At 73.8% G+C, this 20648-nt stretch carries 22 protein-coding genes and 3 tRNA genes; 6 read left to right on the plus strand and 19 right to left on the minus strand.

The window, feature by feature from the left end:
* Positions 1-156: 156 nt before the first annotated feature.
* From ACL02R_RS26500 to ACL02R_RS26510, 3 genes are all read right to left on the minus strand, one after another.
* Entirely contained in the window at positions 157-678 is a 522-nt protein-coding gene (locus ACL02R_RS26500; protein WP_412799490.1) for a hypothetical protein, read from the minus strand.
* 119 nt (positions 679-797) lie between these two features.
* Positions 798-3026, minus strand: coding sequence for an ATP-dependent DNA helicase RecG (recG, locus tag ACL02R_RS26505; protein WP_412799491.1), 2229 nt, complete (start codon positions 3024-3026; stop codon positions 798-800).
* Between the two features lie 58 nt (positions 3027-3084).
* Positions 3085-4692 carry a DAK2 domain-containing protein gene (locus ACL02R_RS26510; RefSeq protein ID WP_412799492.1) on the minus strand — a complete coding sequence of 536 codons (1608 nt, stop codon included), beginning with the start codon at positions 4690-4692 and terminating at the stop codon, positions 3085-3087.
* 273 nt (positions 4693-4965) lie between these two features.
* Here ACL02R_RS26510 and rpmB point away from each other — a divergent pair, with 273 nt between their 5' ends.
* On the plus strand, positions 4966-5151 hold the full coding sequence (gene rpmB, locus ACL02R_RS26515) for a 50S ribosomal protein L28 (protein WP_129842680.1): 186 nt from the start codon (positions 4966-4968) through the stop codon (positions 5149-5151).
* A 75-nt stretch (positions 5152-5226) separates the two neighbouring features.
* On the opposite strand, the gene thiD is transcribed toward rpmB, so the two are convergent.
* Together thiD and ACL02R_RS26525 are read right to left on the minus strand one after the other, a co-directional pair.
* On the minus strand, positions 5227-6030 hold the full coding sequence (gene thiD / locus ACL02R_RS26520; protein ID WP_412799493.1) for a bifunctional hydroxymethylpyrimidine kinase/phosphomethylpyrimidine kinase: 804 nt from the start codon (positions 6028-6030) through the stop codon (positions 5227-5229).
* Between the two features lie 43 nt (positions 6031-6073).
* Positions 6074-7036, minus strand: a complete 963-nt coding sequence (locus ACL02R_RS26525) for a thiamine-phosphate kinase (RefSeq protein ID WP_412799494.1) — start codon at positions 7034-7036, stop codon at positions 6074-6076.
* Positions 7037-7192: 156 nt separating this feature from the next.
* Here ACL02R_RS26525 and ACL02R_RS26530 point away from each other — a divergent pair, with 156 nt between their 5' ends.
* Together ACL02R_RS26530 and ACL02R_RS26535 are read left to right on the plus strand one after the other, a co-directional pair.
* Positions 7193-7426 carry an Lrp/AsnC family transcriptional regulator gene (locus tag ACL02R_RS26530; RefSeq protein WP_362968201.1) on the plus strand — a complete coding sequence of 78 codons (234 nt, stop codon included), beginning with the start codon at positions 7193-7195 and terminating at the stop codon, positions 7424-7426.
* 19 nt (positions 7427-7445) lie between these two features.
* The gene (locus tag ACL02R_RS26535; RefSeq protein WP_412799495.1) at positions 7446-8015 is read left to right on the plus strand and encodes a DUF3515 domain-containing protein; all 570 of its coding nucleotides are present in this window, start codon (positions 7446-7448) and stop codon (positions 8013-8015) included.
* Between the two features lie 37 nt (positions 8016-8052).
* Here the strand turns inward: ACL02R_RS26535 and ACL02R_RS26540 are convergent, their stop codons facing one another.
* Genes ACL02R_RS26540 through ACL02R_RS26550 form a run of 3 tightly spaced genes read right to left on the minus strand, consistent with a single transcriptional unit; the run spans position 8053 to position 10989 of the window.
* Positions 8053-9195, minus strand: coding sequence for a D-alanine--D-alanine ligase family protein (locus ACL02R_RS26540; RefSeq protein WP_412799496.1), 1143 nt, complete (start codon positions 9193-9195; stop codon positions 8053-8055).
* Between the two features lie 34 nt (positions 9196-9229).
* Positions 9230-10231: an NAD(P)H-dependent glycerol-3-phosphate dehydrogenase gene (locus tag ACL02R_RS26545; protein ID WP_412799497.1), complete on the minus strand. Its 1002-nt coding sequence runs from the start codon at positions 10229-10231 to the stop codon at positions 9230-9232.
* Complete coding sequence (locus tag ACL02R_RS26550) at positions 10228-10989, minus strand: lysophospholipid acyltransferase family protein (RefSeq protein ID WP_412799498.1); 762 nt, start codon at positions 10987-10989, stop codon at positions 10228-10230. The genes ACL02R_RS26545 and ACL02R_RS26550 overlap by 4 nt, the downstream gene beginning before the upstream one ends.
* A gap of 225 nt (positions 10990-11214) precedes the next feature.
* On the opposite strand from ACL02R_RS26550, the gene cofC reads away from it, so the two are divergent.
* Entirely contained in the window at positions 11215-11880 is a 666-nt protein-coding gene (cofC, locus tag ACL02R_RS26555) for a 2-phospho-L-lactate guanylyltransferase (protein WP_412799499.1), read from the plus strand.
* Here cofC and ACL02R_RS26560 read toward each other — a convergent pair.
* The 5 genes from ACL02R_RS26560 to leuC form a co-directional block, all read right to left on the minus strand.
* Entirely contained in the window at positions 11852-12055 is a 204-nt protein-coding gene (locus tag ACL02R_RS26560) for a hypothetical protein (protein WP_398849130.1), read from the minus strand. The two genes, cofC and ACL02R_RS26560, sit on opposite strands and share 29 nt — an antisense overlap.
* Positions 12056-12172: 117 nt before the next feature.
* Positions 12173-12760 carry an HU family DNA-binding protein gene (locus ACL02R_RS26565; protein WP_412799500.1) on the minus strand — a complete coding sequence of 196 codons (588 nt, stop codon included), beginning with the start codon at positions 12758-12760 and terminating at the stop codon, positions 12173-12175.
* Between the two features lie 125 nt (positions 12761-12885).
* The gene (locus tag ACL02R_RS26570) at positions 12886-13140 is read right to left on the minus strand and encodes a hypothetical protein (protein WP_362968190.1); all 255 of its coding nucleotides are present in this window, start codon (positions 13138-13140) and stop codon (positions 12886-12888) included.
* Between the two features lie 146 nt (positions 13141-13286).
* Positions 13287-13880: a 3-isopropylmalate dehydratase small subunit gene (leuD, locus tag ACL02R_RS26575; protein ID WP_412799501.1), complete on the minus strand. Its 594-nt coding sequence runs from the start codon at positions 13878-13880 to the stop codon at positions 13287-13289.
* Positions 13881-13885: 5 nt separating this feature from the next.
* A complete protein-coding gene (gene leuC, locus ACL02R_RS26580) occupies positions 13886-15310 on the minus strand; it encodes a 3-isopropylmalate dehydratase large subunit (RefSeq protein WP_412799502.1) in 1425 nt (474 codons plus the stop codon).
* 168 nt (positions 15311-15478) lie between these two features.
* Here leuC and ACL02R_RS26585 point away from each other — a divergent pair, with 168 nt between their 5' ends.
* Entirely contained in the window at positions 15479-16210 is a 732-nt protein-coding gene (locus ACL02R_RS26585; protein ID WP_362968187.1) for an IclR family transcriptional regulator, read from the plus strand.
* A gap of 53 nt (positions 16211-16263) precedes the next feature.
* On the opposite strand, the gene ACL02R_RS26590 is transcribed toward ACL02R_RS26585, so the two are convergent.
* Positions 16264-16773 carry a DUF4188 domain-containing protein gene (locus tag ACL02R_RS26590; protein WP_412799503.1) on the minus strand — a complete coding sequence of 170 codons (510 nt, stop codon included), beginning with the start codon at positions 16771-16773 and terminating at the stop codon, positions 16264-16266.
* Positions 16774-16906: 133 nt separating this feature from the next.
* Here ACL02R_RS26590 and ACL02R_RS26595 point away from each other — a divergent pair, with 133 nt between their 5' ends.
* The gene (locus tag ACL02R_RS26595) at positions 16907-17545 is read left to right on the plus strand and encodes a MerR family transcriptional regulator (RefSeq protein WP_412799504.1); all 639 of its coding nucleotides are present in this window, start codon (positions 16907-16909) and stop codon (positions 17543-17545) included.
* Between the two features lie 101 nt (positions 17546-17646).
* Here ACL02R_RS26595 and ACL02R_RS26600 read toward each other — a convergent pair.
* From ACL02R_RS26600 to ACL02R_RS26620, 5 genes are all read right to left on the minus strand, one after another.
* Positions 17647-17719, minus strand: a tRNA-Glu gene (locus ACL02R_RS26600).
* A gap of 32 nt (positions 17720-17751) precedes the next feature.
* A tRNA-Glu gene (locus tag ACL02R_RS26605) sits at positions 17752-17824 on the minus strand.
* 19 nt (positions 17825-17843) lie between these two features.
* Positions 17844-17915 (minus strand) — tRNA-Gln (locus tag ACL02R_RS26610).
* Between the two features lie 146 nt (positions 17916-18061).
* Positions 18062-19546 carry a glutamate--tRNA ligase gene (gene gltX, locus ACL02R_RS26615; protein ID WP_412799505.1) on the minus strand — a complete coding sequence of 495 codons (1485 nt, stop codon included), beginning with the start codon at positions 19544-19546 and terminating at the stop codon, positions 18062-18064.
* Positions 19539-20321, minus strand: a complete 783-nt coding sequence (locus ACL02R_RS26620; protein WP_412799506.1) for a fumarylacetoacetate hydrolase family protein — start codon at positions 20319-20321, stop codon at positions 19539-19541. Before ACL02R_RS26620 ends, gltX begins: the two co-directional genes overlap by 8 nt.
* Between the last annotated feature and the right edge of the window lie 327 nt (positions 20322-20648).

The following is a 20648-nucleotide window of genomic DNA, read 5'->3' on the forward strand; positions in this document are numbered from 1 at the left end:
CGGCTGCTGCGTAGGGGTGCCTTTTACCGAAAGAGAACGCAGCACGGAAAGAGAACGCAGCACGGGATGACGATGCGGCCGCGGGGCGCCGGGGCCCCGGAGGAGCCGGACCGGCCGGGCGGGGTGCGCCGTTGCGCCCGGCCGGTCCGCGCCGGGTCACTCCGCGGCCGTGTGCTCCCCGGGGGCACCGACGAGAGCCGGTGAGACGTATCGCGACCAGGAGAGGCAGCCGTCGGGCGGGCAGTACTCCGGGCGGCGCGGGTCGTGGCCCAGCTCGCGCAGCTTGGTGCGCACCGAGTCCGGGGTGCGGCCGAAGCGGGCGGCTATGCGCGCGATCGTCTCGCCCGCGTGGAAGCGCTGGGTGAGGTCCTCCTCGTGCTGCGGTATCCAGGGGGCGCCGTGGCCGGGGAAGAGTTCGCGGAGGATGTCGCGGTCGGGGATGGGTTCGGCGACGTCGGCGGCGAGGGCGAGGGCCCTGAGCCCGCGGTTGAACGCGATGCGCAGGGCCGGGACCTCCGCCAGGGGCATGGTGAGCGATCCGGAGGCGAGCGGGACCTCGGGCAGCGCCTCGCGCCAGCCGGTCAGGGTCAGGGTCACGGTGATGTCGTCGTCACTGGCCAGCTCGATGCGGAAGACCTTGTCGCCGAGCGGCAGTTCGTTGATGTGCCGGAATGCCATGCGGGCAACCCCCAGTGGTCCGGCCGCGGGCAATCCCGGATGGATCGCCGCGGACTGGGTCCATTCTCCCAGGCACCACTGACAATTGACGGCCCGTCAGACGCGTCGTCCGGGCGCGGTCAGCCCTTCTCCAGGAACTCCTCGCGGTCCGCGTCGAGCAGGGCGTCGAGCGCCGTGCGCAGGCCGGGGACGCCGGTCAGGTCCGGGTCGCGGTCCACCAGCGCGGCGGCCTCCGCGCGCGCCTCGGCGATGACGTCCTCGTCCTCGATGACGGCCAGCACCCGCAGGCTGCTGCGGCCGCCGGACTGCGCGGCGCCCAGGACGTCGCCCTCGCGGCGCTGCTCCAGGTCGATGCGGGACAGCTCGAAGCCGTCCGTGGTGGCGGCGACCGCGTCCAGCCGGGTCCGCGCCGCGCCGCCCTCGGCCGCGTCCGTGACGAGCAGGCACAGGCCGGGCGCCGAGCCGCGCCCGACCCGGCCGCGCAACTGGTGCAGCTGGGAGACGCCGAAGCGGTCGGCGTCCATGATCACCATGGCGGTGGCGTTCGGCACGTTGACACCGACCTCGATCACGGTGGTCGCCACCAGGACGTCCACCTCGCCCGCGGCGAAGCGGCGCATCACGTCGTCCTTCGCGTCGGGCGCGAGGCGGCCGTGCAGCACGGCGGTCCGCAGGCCGGCGAGGGGCCCGGCGACGAGCTTCTCCGCGACGTCGAGGACGGCGAGCGGCGGGCGCCGCTCCGTACCGTCGGGACCGTCCGTGCCGCCCGCCGCGTCCTGGTCGCCGGTGCCGGACCCGCCGCCCGTGTCGTCGCCGATGCGCGGGCAGACGACATACGCCTGGTGGCCGCCCGCCACCTCCTCCGTGACGCGCTCCCACGCCCGCGTCAGGAAGTGCGGCTTGTCGGCGACCGGGACGACATGGGTGGCGATGGGCGACCTGCCCTCCGGCAGCTGGTCCAGGACGGACGTCTCCAGGTCGCCGAAGACGGTCATGGCGACGGTGCGCGGGATCGGGGTCGCGGTCATCACGAGGAGATGCGGCGGCCGTTCGCCCTTGGCGCGCAGGGCGTCCCGCTGCTCGACGCCGAAGCGGTGCTGCTCGTCCACCACGACGAGGCCGAGGTCGTCGAAGGAGACGACGTCCTCGATCAGGGCGTGCGTGCCGATGACGATGCCCGCCTCGCCGGTGGCGGCGGCGAGCAGGGCGCGGCGGCGGGCGGCCGTGCCCATGGAGCCGGTGAGCAGTTCGACGCGCGTGCCGCGCTCGGAGCCGCCGAGCATGCCGCCCTCGGCCAGGTCGCCCAGCATCGCGGTGAGCGAGCGGTGGTGCTGCTGCGCGAGCACCTCGGTGGGCGCCAGCAGGGCGGACTGGCCGCCCGAGTCGGCGACCGCGAGCATCGCGCGCAGCGCCACCAGCGTCTTGCCGCTGCCCACCTCGCCCTGGAGCAGCCGGTGCATGGGGTGTTCGGCGGCCAGGTCGGCGAAGATCTCGTCCCCCACGCGGCGCTGTCCCTCGGTGAGGGTGAACGGCAGCCGGGCGTCGAACGCCGCCAGCAGTCCGTCCCGGGCCGGACGGCGGGGCACGGCGGCCTGCTGCGCGGCGGCGCGGCGGCGGCGTGCGAGCGCGACCTGGAGGACGAACGCCTCGTCCCACTTGAGGCGCGTGCGCGCGGCGGTGACGTCGGCCGTGGAGCGCGGCCGGTGGATCTTCTCGAACGCCTCGGGCAGCGGCAGCAGTTCGCGCCGGCCCAGCAGGGCGGGCGGCAGGGGGTCGGCCAGGCCCGACCAGCCGGTGGCCTCCTGCGAGTCGAGGACGACGCCGACCGACTTGGCGATCCGCCAGGACTCCAGCTGCTTGCAGGCGGGGTAGAGCGGCAGCGGGCGGCCCGCGAACTCGCGGGCGGCCTCGTCGCCGCTCTCCTCGTCCAGCAGCTCGTAGGCCGGGTGGGACAGCTGGAGGCGGCGGTTGAACACGCCGACCTTGCCCGCGAACATGCCGCGCCTGCCGGGCACCAGGACCCGCTCGTGGTGCCGTACGGCGCGGCTGCCGAAGAAGACGAGCTGGAGCCGCCCGGCGCCGTCCGTGACGGTGACTTCGAGGCGCAGGCCGCGCCCCCGGTTGAACGAGAGGGTGCGGGCGTCCGCGACCTCGGCGACGACCGTCACGTGCTCGTCGAGCGGCAGCTCGGTGAGCCGCGTCAGCTCCCCGCGCTCGGCGTAGCGGCGCGGGTAGTGGTGCAGGAGGTCGCCGATGGTGTGCAGGTCGAGATGGGCGGCCATCACCTTGGCGGTGGTGCCGCCGACGGCTTTGGCCAGGGGCTCGGACAGCGCGGTCACACGGCCCATTGCACACCATGGCACCGACAATCGCGGTACGGGCCGCCCGGCCGCCGCGCGGCGGGTGCTACTCGACGCCGATCAGCAGCGGCACGCCCTGCCGCCCCTCGCAGACGACGGTGTCCACGCCCAGGTGCCCGCGGCGCACCTGCTCGCACAGCCGCGCCGCCAGCCCGGACGGCGCGCCCGCGCCGATGACGAGGGTGACCAGCTCGCCGCCCGCCGACAGCATCCGTTCGAGCACGTCGGCGGCGACCTGCCCGGGGTCGCCGCCGATCACCGCGACATCGCCGTCCACCAGGCCGAGGACGTCCCCGGCCTGGCAGATGCCCGCCATGGTCCACGACTCGTGCTGCGCGACCGCGACCTCGCCGAAGCGGGTGGCGCCCGCCGCGGCCGTCATGGCGACCACGTCCTCGTCGAACCGGCGCTCCGGCGCGTGGACGGCGAGCGCCGCGATGCCCTGCACGGGCGAGCGGGTGGGGACCACCGCGACCCGTACCCCGGCGGCCCGCGCCTGCTCGGCGGCGGCGGAGGCGGCGTGCCAGAGGCTGTCGTCGTTGGGCAGCAGGACGACCTCGCCCGCGCGGGCGGCGAGGATGGCGGCGGCCAGTTCGGCGCCGCCGGGCGGCTCGCCGGGGTGGACGGTGAGGGCGGTCGCGCCCGCCTCGCGGCACAGCCCGGCGAGCCCTTCGCCCGGCATGACGGAGACGACGGTCCGGGTGTCGGCGCGCGGCGGGCGGTGCGCGGCGTCGTCGGTCAGCACGCTGATGCCGATGCGGTGCGGGCGTCCCGCCTCGACACCGGCCTCGACGGCGGCGCCGGGGCGCGCGGTGTGGACGTGCACGTTCCACAGGCCGTCGCCGCCGACGACGACGAGGGAGTCGCCGAGCGCGTCGAGGCGGGCGCGCAGGGCGGCGACGGCGGAGTCCGGGGCGTCCAGGAGGTAGATCACCTCGTAGCCGGTGCCCGCCGCGTCGGCCGCGGGCGCGGCGTCGCAGCCCCGGCGGCCGGGGGCGCGGCCGCGGCGTTCGCCGGGCCGTCCGGCGGGCGGGCGGCCGGAGAGCGCGGCGTCGAGCGCGTCGAGCACGGCGACCAGGCCGCTGCCGCCCGCGTCCACGACACCGGCGTCGGCGAGCACCTGGAGGTGGCCGGGGGTGGCGGCGAGGGCGTGGCGGGCGCCGTCGCAGGCGGCCGAGGCGATGTCGGCGGTACGGGCGCCGCCGGGGGCCGTGGCGGCGGCGTCGGCCGCGGCCGTGGCGACGGTGAGCATGGTGCCCTCGACGGGATGGGCGACCGCCTCGTACGCGGAACGCGCCGCGTGGCGCAGGGCGCGGCGCAGCGTGTCGGGCCCGGCGGGCTCGGGTCCGGCGGCGAGGACGTCGGCCATGCCGCGCAGCAGCTGGGCGAGGATGGTGCCGGAGTTGCCGCGCGCGCCGATCAGCGCGCCGTGGGCCATGGCGCGGGCGGCGTCGGCGAGTGTCGGGGTGCCGCTGTCCGCCGCCGCGACGGCCTGGGCGGCCGATTCGACGGTGAGGTAGAGGTTGGTCCCGGTGTCGCCGTCCGCGACCGGGTAGACGTTGATCGCGTCGATGTCTTCGCGGTCGCGGCCCAGCACGTCCAGGGAGAACCGGCACCAGCGCCGTACCGCCTCGGCGTCGAGCGGCTGCGGCACGTGGGCCTCCTCCCCGGTCGTCCGGTCTCGTCCGTCGCGGGGCAGCCCCGGCGCCCGCGCGCTGGCAGCCTATGCTCTCACCGGCCCGGGGGGCGGCGGGGGAACGATTTCCCTGATAGGGACGGCCCGGGGTATGCTGCCCCGGTTGCCTGATGTCGCCGCCGTGTGGCGGCCGGACGTCGGGCGGACCCGCCGGGGTCGTCGGCCCCGGCTTCCCAGCGTACGTATCCGTCGCCCCGTCTCCACGGTGGTGACCCGTCTTTGGAGTGACCCGTGGCTGCCAACTGCGACGTCTGCGGCAAGGGGCCGGGCTTCGGCAACAGCATCTCCCACTCGCACCGCCGCACCCCCCGCCGTTGGAACCCCAACATCCAGCGGGTGCGTGCTGTCGTGAACGGGACGCCGAAGCGCCTGAACGCCTGCACCTCGTGCATCAAGGCGGGCAAGGTCACGCGCTAGCACCCCGCGGCTTTCCCGGGCCGGTCCACCTCGTGGTGGGCCGGCCTCTTGCATGCCCCGGCACGGCCCGGCAGGTCAGCGGGACCCGAACGCGGCGCCCGCGTGCCCGTGGTGCACGGGGCCGATGCCCGCGCCCAGCGGGAAGCCCGCCGCTATGGCGGCCGTCACGTACTCCTTCGCCGCCGCCACCGCCGTGGGCACGTCGTCGCCGTGCGCCAGGCGCGCCGCGACGGCGGACGCGAGGGTACAGCCGGTGCCGTGCGTATGGCGGTTGTCGTGCCGGGGGGCGCGCAGCCAGTGCTCGGCGGCGCCGTCGGTGAGCAGGTCGGTGGCGGGCCCGTCCAGGTGGCCGCCCTTGACGAGCACCCAGCGGGGGCCGAACGCCAGCATCGCGTCGGCCGCGCGCCGCATGTCGTCCTCGGAGCCGACCCGGACGCCGGTGAGCTGCTCGACCTCGGGCAGATTGGGCGTCACGACGGTGGCGGCGGGCAGCAGTCCGGCGCGTACGGCGTCGAGCGCGTCGGCGGCGAGCAGCGGGTCGCCGTGCTTGGAGACGCCGACCGGATCGACGACCACGGGCGCGTCGGTCGTCGCAAGCAGCGCCGCGACGGTACGGGCCAGCGCGGCCGTCGCCAGCATGCCCGTCTTGACGGCCTGGACGCCTATGTCGTCCACGACGCTGCGGTACTGGGCGGTGACCGCCTCCACGGGCAGTTCCCACGCGCCCTGCACGCCGAGGGAATTCTGCGCCGTGACGGCGGTGATGACGCTCATGCCGTGGGTGCCGAGCGCGAGCATGGTCTTGAGGTCGGCCTGGATGCCCGCGCCGCCGCCGGAGTCGGAGCCCGCGACGGTCAGGACGCGTGGAGGTGCCTGCATGGCGGTCACAGTACCCAGGGCGCGTCCCACGCGGGCGGGCCGGTCAGGCGGAGAAGTGGTCCCAGCCGCCCGCCGTCGCCCAGGCCGCGCCGTCCACGGTGACGGGCGGCACGTTCCTGGCGCGCGCCGGGAGCACCTCGCCGATCGTCCGCCAGCGTGCGGGCAGTTTGGTCTCCGGCGGGAAGACGGCGACGATCGCGTGGTCCTCGCCGCCGGTGAGCACCCAGGTCAGCGGGTCCACGCCGACGGCCTGCCCGATGTCGTTCATCTGCGCGGGGACGTCGAGGGCGGCGGAGCGCAGGTCGATGCGGACCTTGGAGCCCGACGCGATGTGCCCGAGGTCGGCGATCAGCCCGTCGCTGACGTCGGTCATGGCGGTGGCGCCGAGCGCGGCGGCGGCCGGGCCCGCGAGGTAGGGCGGTTCGGGGCGGCGGTGGGCCTCGACGAACGCGCGGGGCGAGCGGAAGCCGCGGGAGAGCACCGCGTGCCCGGCGGCCGACCAGCCGAGCCAGCCGGTGACGGCGACGACGTCCCCCGGCCGCGCGCCGGTCCTGGTGACGGGCTCGCGTCCGCCGAGGTCGCCGAGCGCGGTGATGGAGACGGTGATCGTGTCGCCGCGCACCACGTCGCCGCCCGCGACGCCCGCGCCGGCGACCTGGCACTCGTCGCGGATGCCGTCCATCAGCTCCACGGGCCAGGTGGCCGGGAGTTCGGCGGGGACGACGAGGCCGAGGAGGATCGCGGTGGGCACGGCGCCCATCGCCGCGATGTCGGCGAGGTTCTGCGCCGCGCCCTTGCGCCCGACGTCGTACGCGGTGGACCAGTCGCGCCGGAAGTGCCGCCCCTCCAGCAGGATGTCCGTGCTGGCGACGACCCGGCGGTCGGGTGCCGCGATCACCGCGGCGTCGTCCCCCGGGCCCAGCCGTACGGCGGGTGTCCCGCTGATCCGGGAGGTCAGCTCCCGGATCAGGCCGAACTCGCCCAGCTCCCCCACACTGCCCTTCACTCAGCTCTCCTCTTGTCCGTCCCGCTCGTCCGGCCGGCCCCGCAACGGCCGGCCCCGGCTCCGCCTGCCGCGATCGGCGCCCGCCGTGGTCTCCCGGCGCCGGTCGTGACGCGCTACGGTAGCGCCCCCAATCCTCGTAGCCGCTGTGGAGGACCCGTGGTGCAGGCGTACATCCTGATCCAGACCGAGGTGGGCAGGGCGTCGGCCGTGGCCGACGTCATCGCCAAGATGCCGGGGGTGGTGCAGGCCGACGACGTCACGGGACCCTATGACGTCATCGTCAGGGCGGAGGCGGCCACCGTGGACGAACTGGGGCGTCTCGTCGTCGCCCAGGTCCAGCGCGTGGCGGGTATCACGCGGACCCTGACCTGCCCCGTCGTCCATCTGTAGCACCCCGTATGCTCGCCGGGTGACTCTCACCGTACGCCGCGGTGGCGGGCGTTCCGCGGTCGGTCCCCGGCGGGCCGGGCTCGCCGCGGCGGCCCTGCTGCTCGCCTGCCAGGCCGCGCTGGCGGGCTGCTCGGGCGGTGACGCGACGGGCCCCGTCGAGGTCGCGCCCCCCTCCCCCGCGCCGTCGGGCGAGGCGGACGAGGTGTGCCGCGCGCTGGCGGACGCGCTGCCAGAACGTGTGGACGGCCACGACCGGCGGCCGACGGAGGGCGACTCGCCGTACGTCGCCGCCTGGGGCGATCCGGCGGTCACGCTGCGCTGCGGCGTCGGCCGCCCGCCGGAGATGACGCCGGGCGACCCGGAGTACGACCCGTACACCACCGACATGATGGCGGTGAACGAGGTGGCGTGGCTGGTGGACGAGGAGGACGGCCGGGTCAGGTTCACGACCTCGGAGTCGAAGTACTTCGTGGAGGTCGTCGTGCCGGACGACTACGCGCCCGAGGTCAACCCGCTGCTCGACCTCGCGGACCCGATCCTGGCGACCGTCCCGCCCGACGAACTGCACGCGGACCCGGCGGCGGACTGACGCCCGCCCCCGGCCCGTTCACGGCCCTGGGCCGGGGTCAGCGCAGGCCGGTCGAGCGCCGCAGCGCCGCCTGGAGCAGCAGGTCCACCAGTTCCGGGTAGCTGACGCCGGTCGCCTCCCACATACGGGGGAACATCGAGATCGGTGTGAAGCCGGGCATGGTGTTGATCTCGTTGATGACGAACTCGCCGTTGTCCAGCAGGAAGAAGTCCGCCCGCACCAGGCCCTCGCAGGACGCCGCCTCGAACGCGCGCAGCGCCAGCGCCCTGATCCGAGCCGTCTGCTCCTCGGTGAGCGGCGCGGGGACGACGCCCTCGGACGCGTCGATGTACTTCGCCTCGAAGTCGTAGAAGTCGTGCGTCGCGCTCGGCGGGATCTCGGCGGGCAGGCTGGCGCGCGGCCCGTCCTCGAACTCCAGCACGCCGCACTCGATCTCGCGGCCCGTCAGCTGCGCCTCGACGATGACCTTCGGGTCGTGCGCGCGCGCCTCCGCGATCGCCGCGTCGAGCCCCTCGGGGCCCGTCACCCGCGAGATGCCGACGGACGATCCGGCGCGCGCGGGCTTCACGAAGACGGGCCAGCCGTGTTCGGCGGCGAAGTCGGTGACACGGCGGCGCGCGCCGGCCGGGTCCTGCTCCCACTCGCGCGGGCGCACGACGGTGAACGGGCCGACGGGCAGGCCGAAGGAGAGGAAGACGCGCTTCATGTACTCCTTGTCCATGCCGACCGCGGAGGCCAGCACGCCCGAGCCGGCGTACGGCACCCCCGCGAGGTCGAGCATGCCCTGGAGCGTGCCGTCCTCGCCGTACGGGCCGTGGAGCAGCGGCAGGACGACGTCCACGTCGCCGAGGTCCTTCGGCACCGACCCGGCCTCGGCGAGCGTGATGTCGCGGCGGCCCGGGTCGACGGGCAGGACGACGCTTCCCGTGCCCTGCTCGGCGATCCGCTCGACGGTGGGCAGTTCGCGCCCGCTGATGGCCATGCGGTCGGGGTCGTCGACGGCCAGGGTCCAGCGGCCGTCGGCGGTGATGCCGATGGGGAGCACGTCGTAGCGCGTGCGGTCGATGGCGCGCAGGACGGCGCCCGCGGTGACCACCGAGACGGTGTGCTCGGAGCTGCGGCCACCGAAGACGACGGCGACGCGCGGCTTGGGGCTCTGGGAGGAGTTCTCGCTGCTCATAACCCTGTGAGGCTACCTAACGGGAGGGCTGCGGTCAGTGGTGCTCGGCCTTGGCGGTTCGCGACATCAGCTCGCCGACCGCGACGAGGGGCTGCGTGCCCTCGTGGACGATGCCGACGACCGTCTCGGTCAGCGGCATCTCCACGCCGTGCCGCCGCGCCAGGTCGAGGATGGAGCGGCAGGACTTGACGCCCTCCGCCGTCTGCCGGGTGACGGCGATGGTCTCGGCGACGGTCATGCCGCGGCCGAGGTTGAGGCCGAAGGTGTGGTTGCGGGACAGCGGCGAGGAGCAGGTGGCGATCAGGTCGCCCATCCCGGCGAGGCCGGCGAACGTCTTGGGGTCGGCGCCCATCGCCTGGCCGAGCCGCGCGGTCTCGGCGAGGCCTCGGGTCATGAGGGACGCCTTGGTGTTGTCGCCCAGGCCCATGCCGTCGGCGATCCCGACGGCGAGCGCGATGACGTTCTTGACCGCGCCGCCCAGTTCGCAGCCGACGACGTCGGTGTTCGTGTACGGGCGGAAGTACGGGGTGTGGCAGGCCGTCTGGAGGCGGCGGGCGACGTCCTCGTCCGCGCAGGCGACGACGGCGGCGGCGGGCTGCCGTTCGGCGATCTCCCCGGCCAGGTTGGGCCCGGAGAGCACGGCGACGCGCTCGGGGCCGACGCCCGCCACCTCCCGTACGACCTCGCTCATCCGCTTGGCGCTGCCCAGCTCGACGCCCTTCATCAGGGAGACGAGGACGGTGCCGGGCTCCAGCAGCCCGCCCCAGGCGGAGAGGTTGTCGCGCAGCGTCTGGGACGGCACCGACAGGACGCTGAACTCGGCGCCGCGGCCGGCCTCCCCCGGGTCCGTCGTGGCCCGCACCCCGTCGGGCAGCAGGCAGCCCGGCAGGTAGTCGGGGTTGCTCCGGGTCGTGTTGACGGCTTCGACGACCTCCGGGCGGCGTGCCCAGAGCGTCACCTCGCAGCCCGCGTCGGCGAGGATCATGGCGAAAGCCGTCCCCCATGAGCCGGTGCCGTAGACGGCGACGCGTGTCACTCCGTTCTCTCCTCCTCAGGCGCGGGGTGCGTGCCACGCCGGTCGGCCGAAGTCCTGCGGTGCACGTGGCGCCGGTCGGGCGGGGTCTCGTCGCGGATGCCGGCGAGCAGGACGGTGATGGCGTCCATGATCCTGTCAGACACCTCGCGCAGGACGTCGGCGGTCGGCTCCCGGTCGTAGAAGTCGCTGAGGTCCACGGTCGCGCCGGCGACGACCGTCAGGGTCTTGCGGGGGCGCAGGCGCGGCCTGATCGAGCCCGCGTACGGCGGCAGGACGGCCTGCGCGCCCCACTGCGCCACGGGGATCACGGGCGCGCGGGTCTTCAGCGCGACGCGCGCGGCGCCGGTCTTGGCCTCCATGGGCCACAGCGCCGGGTCGCGGGTGAGGGTGCCCTCGGGATAGAACGCGACGCACTCGCCGCGCTGCACGGCGGCGACGGCGGCGCGGAAGGCGTCCGCCGCGTCGGAGGTCTCGCGGTAGACGGGGATCTGGCCCGTGCCGGTCATGAAGCGGCCGACGAAGCCCTTGCGGAAGAGGCTGTCCTTGGCGAGGAAACGCGGCACGCGCCCGGTGTTGTACTGGAAGTGCGCGTAGGACAGCGGGTCGAGATAGGAGTTGTGATTCACGGCGGTGATGAATCCGCCCTCGGCGGGAATATGCTCCATTCCCCGCCAGTCCCGGTTGAACAGCGCCACGAGCGGCGGTTTTACCAGAATTGCGGCCAATCGGTACCAGAAGCCGATTCTGCGGCGAGACACTCGGACACCATCTCCTCTTGACTGCTCCGGCGCGGTCCGCCGCGGACAGTCGCACAAGTGTCGCCCCGGGGTGTAGGGCTGTCCAGCGGCGGCACCGCACGCCACGACGGTCCAAGTTTGCACCCTGATGCCCGAAGCGCGACGGCCATCCCCGGGTGTCCCGGCGGTGTCGGGCGGCCGCGTACCTGCCCCCGGCCCGGCGGCGGGCCGGGGGAGAATGGCGTGGTGAGCGCGACGGAAGGACCCCGCTGGTCGTTGATCGTCCCCCTGAAGCCGCTGCGGCTGGCCAAGAGCAGGCTGGCCGATGTGGCGGGGGACGCGGTACGGCCGCTCCTCGCGCTCGCGTTCGCCGAGGACACGGTCGCGGCGGCGCTGACCTGCGCTTCCGTGCGCGAGGTGCTGGTGGTGACGGACGATCCGCTGGCGGGGGGGCGATTGGCGCGAGCGGGCGCGCGTGTCGTTCCGGACGCGCCGGGCAGCGGGCTGAACGCGGCGCTGGCGTACGGGGCCGCGACCGCGCGGGCCGCCAGGCCGGACGCCGCCGTGGCCGCTTTGAACGCGGATCTGCCCGCGCTGCGGGGCGCGGAACTGCTGCGGGTGCTCGGCGCGGCGTCGCAGCACGCGCGGAGCTTCCTGGCGGACGCCGCCGGAGTGGGAACAACCTTGCTCGCCGCGGCGGGTGGAGTGGACCTCGGGCCGGCGTTCGGCGGGCCGTCGCGGGCGCGGCACCGCGCGTCGGGTGCCGCCGAACTGCTGCTCGACGGGGTGCCGGGCGCGCGGCGCGACGTGGACACCGGCGCGGACCTGCGGGCGGCGCTCGCCCTCGGCGTCGGGCCGAGGACGGCGGCGGGCGTGCGGCGGCTTACAGCGTTTGCAGCGTCAGGAAGGTGACGCGGCGCGCCGCGTCCTCCCCCTCGACCTCGATGCGGACGCGCTGCCCCGGCCGCAGCAGACGCAGGCCCCCCGCGTCGAACGCGTCGGCGTCGAAGGCGAGGGGCGTGCCGTCGTCCAGCAGCACGCTGCCGGAACGGGTGGCGGGGTCGTACGTGTACGCGGTGGCCTGCATGTGCCCGAGCCTACTGGCCGGGCGGTGACGGCTCCGGGGCGCGGCCGGGGGTGAACGGCGGCGGGCCGGGCTCCGGTTGGGAGACCGGCCCGCTCGGTGGCCGAGCGCCTTGCGCCGTCACCCTCGGCGGGCGGCGGCCTTCGTCGCGGTGCGCGAGGAGCTCCGCTTGGCCGGGGCCTTGGTGGCGGTGGCCTTCTTGGCCGGGGCCTTCTTCGCGGCGGTCTTCTTGCCGGTGGCCTTCTTCGCCGTCTTCTTCGCCGCGGCGGCCTTCTGCGTGGTGGTCTTCTTGGCGGTGGCGGTCTTCTTCGCGGCCGTCTTCTTCGCCGCCGCCTTCTTGGTGGTGGCCTTCTTGGCCGCGCCGCCGGCCGCGCCCGCGGTCAGGCTGCCCTTGGGGGCCTTCTTGACGGCGACGTCGTTGCGCGGCAGCTTCTTCGTCCCGGCCACCAGGTCCTTGAAGCCCTGCCCGGCGCGGAAGCGGGGGACGGAGGTCTTCTTGACCCGCACGCGCTCACCGGTCTGCGGGTTCCGCGCGTAGCGCGCCGGGCGGTCCACCTTCTCGAACGAACCGAAACCGGTCACCGAGACCCGCTCCCCGGCGACCACGGCGCGGATGATGGCGTCGAGCACGATATCGACCGCGTCCGCGGCCTGCTGACGGCCACCGAGCTTGTCGGCAATCGCTTCTACGAGTTGTGCCTTGTTCACGTCTTCCCCTTCGCAGGCATTGCTGGAACGAATGCGTTCAAGCTTTTTCGCACGTTAGGCAGATATATATCGCAAATCAAACGCGAAACGGGCGAATCACCCTTGTGTCGCAACGAACTCGGCCGTCACGGAGTTCCGTCACGGCCGTCGCGGGACGGGCCCGGAGGCAGCCGGTCCGCGTCAACGTCCTCCATCAGCCGGTCCAGACGGCGGGCGGCACCGGGCAGGTCCTGCTTGGCCGCGGCGGTGATGACCAGCAGCTTCCGCGTGAGAGCCTGCCGTACGTCCGCGGGCACTTGCAGGGCCCGCACGCGGCGGTGCGCGTCCTTCAGGCGATCGGCGACGAGGTCGTAGAGTTCGAGTTGACCGTCGCGTTCCATGCGCCGATTGTGCCACCTTGAGGACGGTATCGCCCTCTAAGCCCCCAACGCCCGTGTCGGTGGCGGCGATCACGCGGAAACGCCCCCACCGGGCGGGGGCCGGTGGGGGCGTTCGCTTCTGTGTCGGCGGGACTGCCGACGAGGCGTCAGGCGGCCTGTGTGCGCGGCTTCCAGGCCGGGCGCCCGGCCTCGTAGCCGGCGATGGCGTCCTCGTGCCGCAGCGTGATGCTGATGTCGTCGAGGCCTTCGAGCAGGCGCCAGCGGGCGTTCTCGTCCAGTTCGAACGGGGCGGTGACGCCCTCGGCGCGGACCTCGCGCGCCACCAGGTCCACGGTGACCTCCGCGGCCGGGTCGGTCTCGGTGAGCTTCCACAGCGCCTCGACGGTCTCCTGCGGGAGGACGACCGTCAGCAGCCCGTTCTTGAGCGAGTTGCCCCGGAAGATGTCGGCGAAGCGGGAGGAGACGACGGCCCTGAAGCCGTAGTTCTGGAGGGCCCACACGGCGTGCTCGCGGGAGGAGCCGGTGCCGAAGTCGGGGCCAGCGACCAGGACGGAGGCGCCCTGGCGCTCCGGCTGGTTGAGGACGAACGAGGCGTCCTTGCGCCAGGCCTCGAACAGGCCGTCCTCGAAGCCGTCCCTGGTGACCTTCTTCAGCCAGTGGGCCGGGATGATCTGGTCCGTGTCCACGTTGCCGCGGCGCAGCGGGACGGCGCGGCCCGTGTGGGTGGTGAATGCTTCCATGTCGCTCAGACCTCCACGGGGGTGGGGACGTCGGCCAGGTCGGCCGGGGACGCGAGGCGGCCGGTGACCGCGGTGGCGGCGGCGACCTGCGGCGAGACCAGGTGGGTCCGGCCGCCCTTGCCCTGCCTGCCCTCGAAGTTGCGGTTGGAGGTGGAGGCGCAGCGCTCGCCGGGCGAGAGCTGGTCGGGGTTCATGCCCAGACACATCGAACAGCCGGCGTGCCGCCACTCGGCGCCCGCCGCCGTGAACACCTTGTCGAGCCCCTCCTCGACGGCCTGGAGCGCGACGCGCACCGAGCCGGGGACGACGAGCATCCGTACGCCCTCGGCGATCGTCCTGCCCTCCAGGACGGAGGCGGCGGACCGCAGGTCCTCGATACGCCCGTTGGTGCAGGAGCCGACGAAGACGGTGTCCACGGAGATGTCGCGGAGCTTCTGCCCGGCGGACAGGCCCATGTACTCCAACGCCTTCTCGGCGGCGAGCCGCTCGTTCGGATCGGTGAAGGAGTCCGGGTCCGGCACGCTCTGGGACAGCGGGGCGCCCTGGCCGGGGTTGGTGCCCCAGGTGACGAACGGCGCCAGCTCGGCGGCGTCGATGACGACCTCGTGGTCGAAGACCGCGTCGTCGTCGGTGCGCAGCGTCCGCCAGTAGGCGACGGCGTCGTCCCAGCCGGCGCCGCGCGGGGCGTGGTCGCGGCCCTCCAGGTAGGCGAAGGTGGTGTCGTCGGGGGCGATCATGCCCGCGCGGGCGCCCGCCTCGATCGACATGTTGCAGATGGTCATCCGGGCCTCCATCGAGAGCTTCTCGATGGCCTCGCCGCGGTACTCGATGACATAACCCTGGCCGCCGCCGGTGCCGATGCGGGCGATGATCGCCAGGATCAGGTCCTTGGCGGTGACGCCCTCGGGCAGCTCGCCCAGCACCGTGACCGCCATGGTACGGAACGGCGCCATCGGCAGCGTCTGGGTGGCGAGCACGTGCTCGACCTGGCTGGTGCCGATGCCGAACGCCAGCGCGCCGAAGGCGCCGTGCGTCGAGGTGTGGCTGTCGCCGCAGACCACGGTGGTGCCCGGCTGGGTCAGGCCGAGCTGCGGGCCGACCACGTGGACGACGCCCTGCTCGCTGTCGCCCAGCGGGTGCAGCCTGACGCCGAACTCGGCGCAGTTCTTGCGCAGGGTCTCCAGCTGCGTGCGGGAGACCGGGTCGGCGATCGGCTTGTCGATGTCGAGGGTCGGGGTGTTGTGGTCCTCGGTGGCGATCGTGAGGTCCGTGCGCCGCACACGGCGACCGGTCTTGCGCAGGCCGTCGAACGCCTGCGGGCTGGTCACCTCGTGGAGCAGGTGGAGATCGATGAAGAGCAGATCGGGCTCGCCCTCCGCGCGCCGGACGACGTGGTCGTCCCAGACTTTCTCCGCCAGTGTCCGTCCCATGGCCTTCCCTCCGGAATCGCCGCTGATCGTCGGTGGACCGCCGTCCGTTCCCCTCGCACCGGACGGTGACCCCTGCGCGCGGGGAATCCCGCGAGCATGCCCCCAGCCTTGCGCTTTCTCTCGAAAAGCGGGCTTGCGTTTCACAGTGTGAGACGCGAGTATCGTTTCATGGACAACTCTAGCGGTGACACCAGCGGTGTGGGCGTGCTCGACAAGGCGGCCCTGGTCCTTGGTGCGCTGGAGTCAGGACCGGCCACACTGGCGGCGCTGGTCGGGGCGACCGGCCTCGCCCGGCCGACCGCGCACCGGATGGCGGTGGCACTGGAGTACCACCGGCTGCTGGCCCGCGACATGCAGGGGCGCTTCGTCCTCGGCCCCCGGCTCGCCGAACTGGCGGCGGCCGCGGGCGAGGACCGGCTGCTGGCCGCCGCGGGCCCCGTCCTGACCCAGCTGCGGGACCTGACGGGCGAGAGCGCCCAGCTCTACCGGCGGCAGGGCGACATGCGCATCTGCGTGGCCGCGGCCGAGCGGCTCTCCGGACTGCGGGACACCGTGCCCGTGGGCTCCACGCTGCCGATGAAGGCCGGGTCCGCCGCGCAGATCCTGCTGGCCTGGGAGGAGCCGGAGCGGCTGCACCACGGCCTCCAGGGCGCCCGGTTCACCGCCACCGCGCTCTCCGGGGTCAGGCGGCGCGGCTGGGCGCAGTCCATCGGCGAGCGGGAGCCAGGCGTGGCCTCCGTCTCCGCGCCGGTGCGCGGCCCGTCCAACCGCGTGGTCGCCGCGGTGTCCGTCTCCGGGCCCATCGAGCGCCTGACGCGCCACCCGGGCCGGATGCACGCCCAGGCACTCCTGGACGCCGCCGGGCGCCTCACGGAGGCCCTCCGCCGCAACGGCGGCTGACCAGCGGCCCCTGACCGCCCCCTCCCCCGTACGGGGCCGCCCGCCGCGACCCGTCAGGCCGCGGACGCCGGCCCGGCCTCCGTGCGGGCCGCGAGGCGGTCACCGGCCCGTTCGCCGCGGCGGCCCACGGGTATCACCCCGGTCGCCGCGCCGAGGCCGAAGTCCGGCATGGAGACGTAGACCGCCTCGTGGGCGCCCGCCGGGACGACATAGGTCTCGTGCCAGAAGCCCACGCGGTTGCGCCCCTCGCGCATCCGCCGGTTGAACGCCGCCCAGGCCGGGCGGTGCCGCCCCTCGCGGTCGCTCGCGTAGGCGAGCAGCTTCTCGTGCGACGACCAGTACTGCACCACGTAGATCAGCCGCGGGCCGCCGAAGAGCAGCCGGTACCCGATCATCCCGCTGTCCTTGTCGCGGGCCAGTTCGGACAGCATGGGCGGCATCGCCCGGAAGGTCGGCCACCAGCTGCGCAGGTGCCGGAAGCTGTTGATCCGCATGCCGATCAGGAAGACGGTCACCTCGCCGGTGCCCGCCGCCGTCATCCGGCCCTCGTTGATCCTCGGCATCTGCCTCTCCCCTCGTCCGTGCCGTGCCCGCCGCCCCGTGACCGGGCGACAGGATTGGATAGCTTCACTATCCATGGTTGGATAGTGCCACTCCCCAAAGGGATGCGCAAGCGGGAATCGACGAGGAGTGCACATGCGGCTGGCTGAGCTGAGCGCGCGCAGCGGGGTCTCGACCGCGACGATCAAGTACTACCTGCGGGAAGGACTGCTGCCGCCCGGCGAGCGGATCTCCTCCACCCAGGCCGAGTACGACGAGGAGCACCTGCGGCGCCTGCGGCTCGTGCGCGCGCTGGTCCATGTGGGCCGCGTGCCGGTCGCGACCGCCCGCGAGGTCCTGGCCGCCCTGGAGGACGAGGACACACCCCAGCTGGAGCGGCTCGGCACCGCAGTGGCGGCCCTGCCGACCGGCGCGACGGCCCCCGGCGACGACGCGGCGGCCCGTACCGCGGGGGAGACCGCCGACACGCTCCAGCGGCGGCTCGGCTGGCGCGTGGTCCCGGACAACCCGGCGCACCAGGGGCTGGTCGCCGCGCTCGCGACGCTCCTGCGCCTCGGCTACCCCTGCGACCTCGGCCAGCTGCTCCCCTACGGCAGGCTGGCAGGCGAGCTGGCCGGGCACGAGGTGGCGCTGATCGAGGACTTCGACGCGCCCACCACCCAGCTGGAGGCCGCCGTGGCGCTCACCGTGCTCTATGAGCCCGTGCTGCTGAACCTGCGGCGGCTGGCCCAGGCCGAGGAGGCGTCCCGGCGCTTCGGGCCCGGCACGGGCTGATGGGCGGGGCGGGCCCGGCACGGGCTGACGGGCGGACCCGGACATGCGAAAACCCCCCGCCACAGGCGGGGGGCGTCGGCATGATCCTCGAAGACCCTGAGTACCCCCGACCGGATTCGAACCGGCGCTACTGCCTTGAGAGGGCAGCGTGCTAGGCCGCTACACAACGGGGGCCCCGAACCCGGACCGACAAGAGATCCGGACCGTACCCCCGACCGGATTCGAACCGGCGCTACTGCCTTGAGAGGGCAGCGTGCTAGGCCGCTACACAACGGGGGCTTGATCTTGAGACAGACCGCTGGGGTACCAGGACTCGAACCTAGACTAACTGAACCAGAATCAGTCGTGCTGCCAATTACACCATACCCCACCAAAACGCCACCCCGCCAGGGGTGTTGTCCGGGTGATCGCTCCGGCGGCCCGTTTCCGGTCCGTCCCTTGCGACGCGCCAAACAATACCCGATCGAGAAGGGTCCCCCAAAACCGGTTCCCCGGCGGGCCGGCGGCGCCCGGTGCTCAGGCCGTGAGGCGGGCCAGCGCCGCGTCCACGCGAGCCAGCGTGCGGTCGCGCCCCAGGACCTCAAGGGACTCGAAGAGCGGCAGTCCCACGGTGCGGCCCGTGACCGCGACACGCACCGGCGCCTGCGCCTTGCCCAGCTTCAGCCCGTGCTCCTCGCCGGCCGTCTGCACGGCCTCCTTGAGGGCCTCGGCCGTCCACTCCGGCAGCGCCGCAAGCTTCTCCCGCGCGGTGCCGAGGACGGCCGCCGCGCCCGGCTTCATGGCCTTCTGCCACGACTTCTCGTCCGCCACCGGCTCGTCGAGGAAGAGGAAGTCGACGTTCTCGGTGATGTCGGACAGCACGGTCACCCGCGTCTGGGCCAGCGGCGCGAGGGCGGCGAAGGCGGCCGGGTCGTACTGCTCCGGCTTCCACGGCGCGTACGGGGCGCGCAGCCACGGCTCGCAGGCGGCCGTGAACTCCTCGGCCGTCAGCCGCTCGCGGATGTGCGTCGCGTTGACCGCCTCGGCCTTGGCGAGGTCGAAGCGCGCCGGGTTCGCGTTCACCGCGCCGATGTCGAAGGCGGCGACCATCTCGTCCATCGAGAAGATGTCGCGGTCCTCGGCGATCGACCAGCCGAGCAGCGCCAGGTAGTTCAGCAGGGCGCCCGGCAGGAAGCCGCGCTCCCGGTAGAGGTTCAGGGACGACTCGGGGTCGCGCTTGGAGAGCTTCTTGTTGCCCTGGCCCATCACATACGGCAGGTGCCCGAAGGCGGGCACACCACCGCCGCCCACGCCGATGTCCGCGAGCGCCCGGTACAGCGCGATCTGCCGGGGCGTGGAGGAGAGCAGGTCCTCGCCGCGCAGGACGTGGGTGATCTCCATCAGCGCGTCGTCCACCGGGTTGACCAGCGTGTAGAGCGGCGCGCCGTTCGCGCGCACGATGCCGTAGTCCGGCACGTTCTCCGGGGCGAAGGTCAGCTCGCCGCGTACCAGGTCGGTGAACGTGATCGGCTCGTCCGGCATCCGGAAGCGGACGATCGGCGTCCGGCCCTCCGCCTCGTACGCGGCGCGCTGCTCCGGCGTCACGGTGCGGCAGCGGCCGTCGTACCCGGAGGGGCGGCCGGCGGCGCGGGCGGCGGCGCGGCGCTCCTCCAGCTCCTCGGCGGTGCAGTAGCAGTGGTACGCGTGCCCCGCGTCGAGGAGGCGGGCGGCGACGTCGGCGTAGATCCCCATCCGCTGGGACTGGCGGTAGGGCGCGTGCGGGCCGCCGGTGGCGGGGCCCTCGTCCCAGTCGAAGCCGAGCCAGCTCATGGCGTCCAGCAGGGCGGTGTACGACTCCTCGGAGTCGCGGGCCGCGTCGGTGTCCTCGATGCGGAAGACCGTCGTGCCGCCGTGGTGCCGCGCGTACGCCCAGTTGAACAGGGCGGTGCGGACCAGGCCGACGTGCGGGTTGCCGGTCGGGGAGGGGCAGAAACGGACGCGGACGGTGGAGGGGCTAGTCACGCTTGACGACCTTGTTGGTGAGAGTGCCGATGCCTTCGATGGAGACGGCGACCTCGTCGCCGACGTGGAGCGGGCCGACGCCCGCGGGGGTCCCGGTGAGGATGACGTCCTGCGGGAGCAGCGTCATCGACTCGGAGACGTGCACGATCAGGTCCTCGACGGCGCGGATCATCTGGCTGGTGCGGCCGAGCTGGCGCTGCTCGCCGTTGACGGTGCACATGATGGCGAGGTCGGCAGGGTCGAGGTCCGTCTCGATCCAGGGGCCGAGCGGGCAGGACGTGTCGAAGCCCTTGGCGCGCGCCCACTGGGCCTCGCGCTGCTGCACGTCGCGGGCGGTGAGGTCGTTCGCGCAGGTGTAGCCGAGGACGACATCCAGGGCGCGTTCGCGGGGCACGTCGCGGCACAGGCGGCCGATGACGACGGCCAGCTCGGCCTCGTGGTGGACGTCGGACGAGATCGACGGGTACGCGATGGGGTCGCCCGAGCCGATCACGGACGTGGAGGGCTTGAAGAAGGTGATCGGGACGTCCGGCACCTCGTTGCCCAGCTCACGGGCGTGCTCGGCGTAGTTCCTGCCGACCGCGACGATCTTGCTGGGCAGGACGGGCGGCAGCAGCCTGACCTTGCTCAGCGGCACGCGGCGCCCCGACCGTTCGAACGCGGCGAAGGGGTGGCCCTTGATGATGTCGAGCTGGAGCCCGCCGTCCTCGGCGGGCTCCTCCTCCACCACGCCGAAGCCAACGGTCCCCTCGATGGAGAATCTGGCGATGCGCACGGCTGCGTACGTCCTTCACTGGCCGCTCGTGAACCGGCTGTGCGGTTCCGGGAAAACTGCGGGACCAGCCTAGTGCCACGTCAGCCGAGGCCTGCCCCGTCGCGACGGCCGGCACGGCACCTCGCTGCGTTGCCGCATCACCCAAGTGCGCCCGGCACGAGGGCGATCCGGCGCCTTGCGATGCACCGCGCCGGCCGCCGCTCCTTTTCGGGCAGACCTTGGCCGACGTGGCACCGGACGAACGGCCGCACGGCGCGGCGTGGGCGGCGGACTCAGCGCAGGCGGGCCATGAGGGCGTGCTCGACGAGGGTGATCAGGGCGCTCTTG

The organism is Streptomyces sp. MS19 (assembly GCF_047200595.1).
In the GTDB taxonomy this organism is placed as follows: Bacteria; Actinomycetota; Actinomycetes; order Streptomycetales; family Streptomycetaceae; genus Streptomyces.

Excerpts from the sequence above, each read along its gene's own strand:
- ACL02R_RS26585 (WP_362968187.1), top strand. The coding sequence starts at position 15,479 with ATGGACAACTCTAGCGGTGACACCAGCGGTGTGGGCGTGCTCGACAAG.
- ACL02R_RS26560 (WP_398849130.1), bottom strand. The coding sequence starts at position 12,055 with ATGCAGGCCACCGCGTACACGTACGACCCCGCCACCCGTTCCGGCAGC.
- leuC (WP_412799502.1), bottom strand. The coding sequence starts at position 15,310 with ATGGGACGGACACTGGCGGAGAAAGTCTGGGACGACCACGTCGTCCGG.
- ACL02R_RS26590 (WP_412799503.1), bottom strand. The coding sequence starts at position 16,773 with ATGCCGAGGATCAACGAGGGCCGGATGACGGCGGCGGGCACCGGCGAG.
- ACL02R_RS26570 (WP_362968190.1), bottom strand. The coding sequence starts at position 13,140 with ATGGAACGCGACGGTCAACTCGAACTCTACGACCTCGTCGCCGATCGC.
- leuD (WP_412799501.1), bottom strand. The coding sequence starts at position 13,880 with ATGGAAGCATTCACCACCCACACGGGCCGCGCCGTCCCGCTGCGCCGC.
- ACL02R_RS26595 (WP_412799504.1), top strand. The coding sequence starts at position 16,907 with ATGCGGCTGGCTGAGCTGAGCGCGCGCAGCGGGGTCTCGACCGCGACG.
- ACL02R_RS26500 (WP_412799490.1), bottom strand. The coding sequence starts at position 678 with ATGGCATTCCGGCACATCAACGAACTGCCGCTCGGCGACAAGGTCTTC.
- thiD (WP_412799493.1), bottom strand. The coding sequence starts at position 6,030 with ATGCAGGCACCTCCACGCGTCCTGACCGTCGCGGGCTCCGACTCCGGC.
- recG (WP_412799491.1), bottom strand. The coding sequence starts at position 3,026 with ATGGGCCGTGTGACCGCGCTGTCCGAGCCCCTGGCCAAAGCCGTCGGC.
- ACL02R_RS26540 (WP_412799496.1), bottom strand. The coding sequence starts at position 9,195 with ATGAGCAGCGAGAACTCCTCCCAGAGCCCCAAGCCGCGCGTCGCCGTC.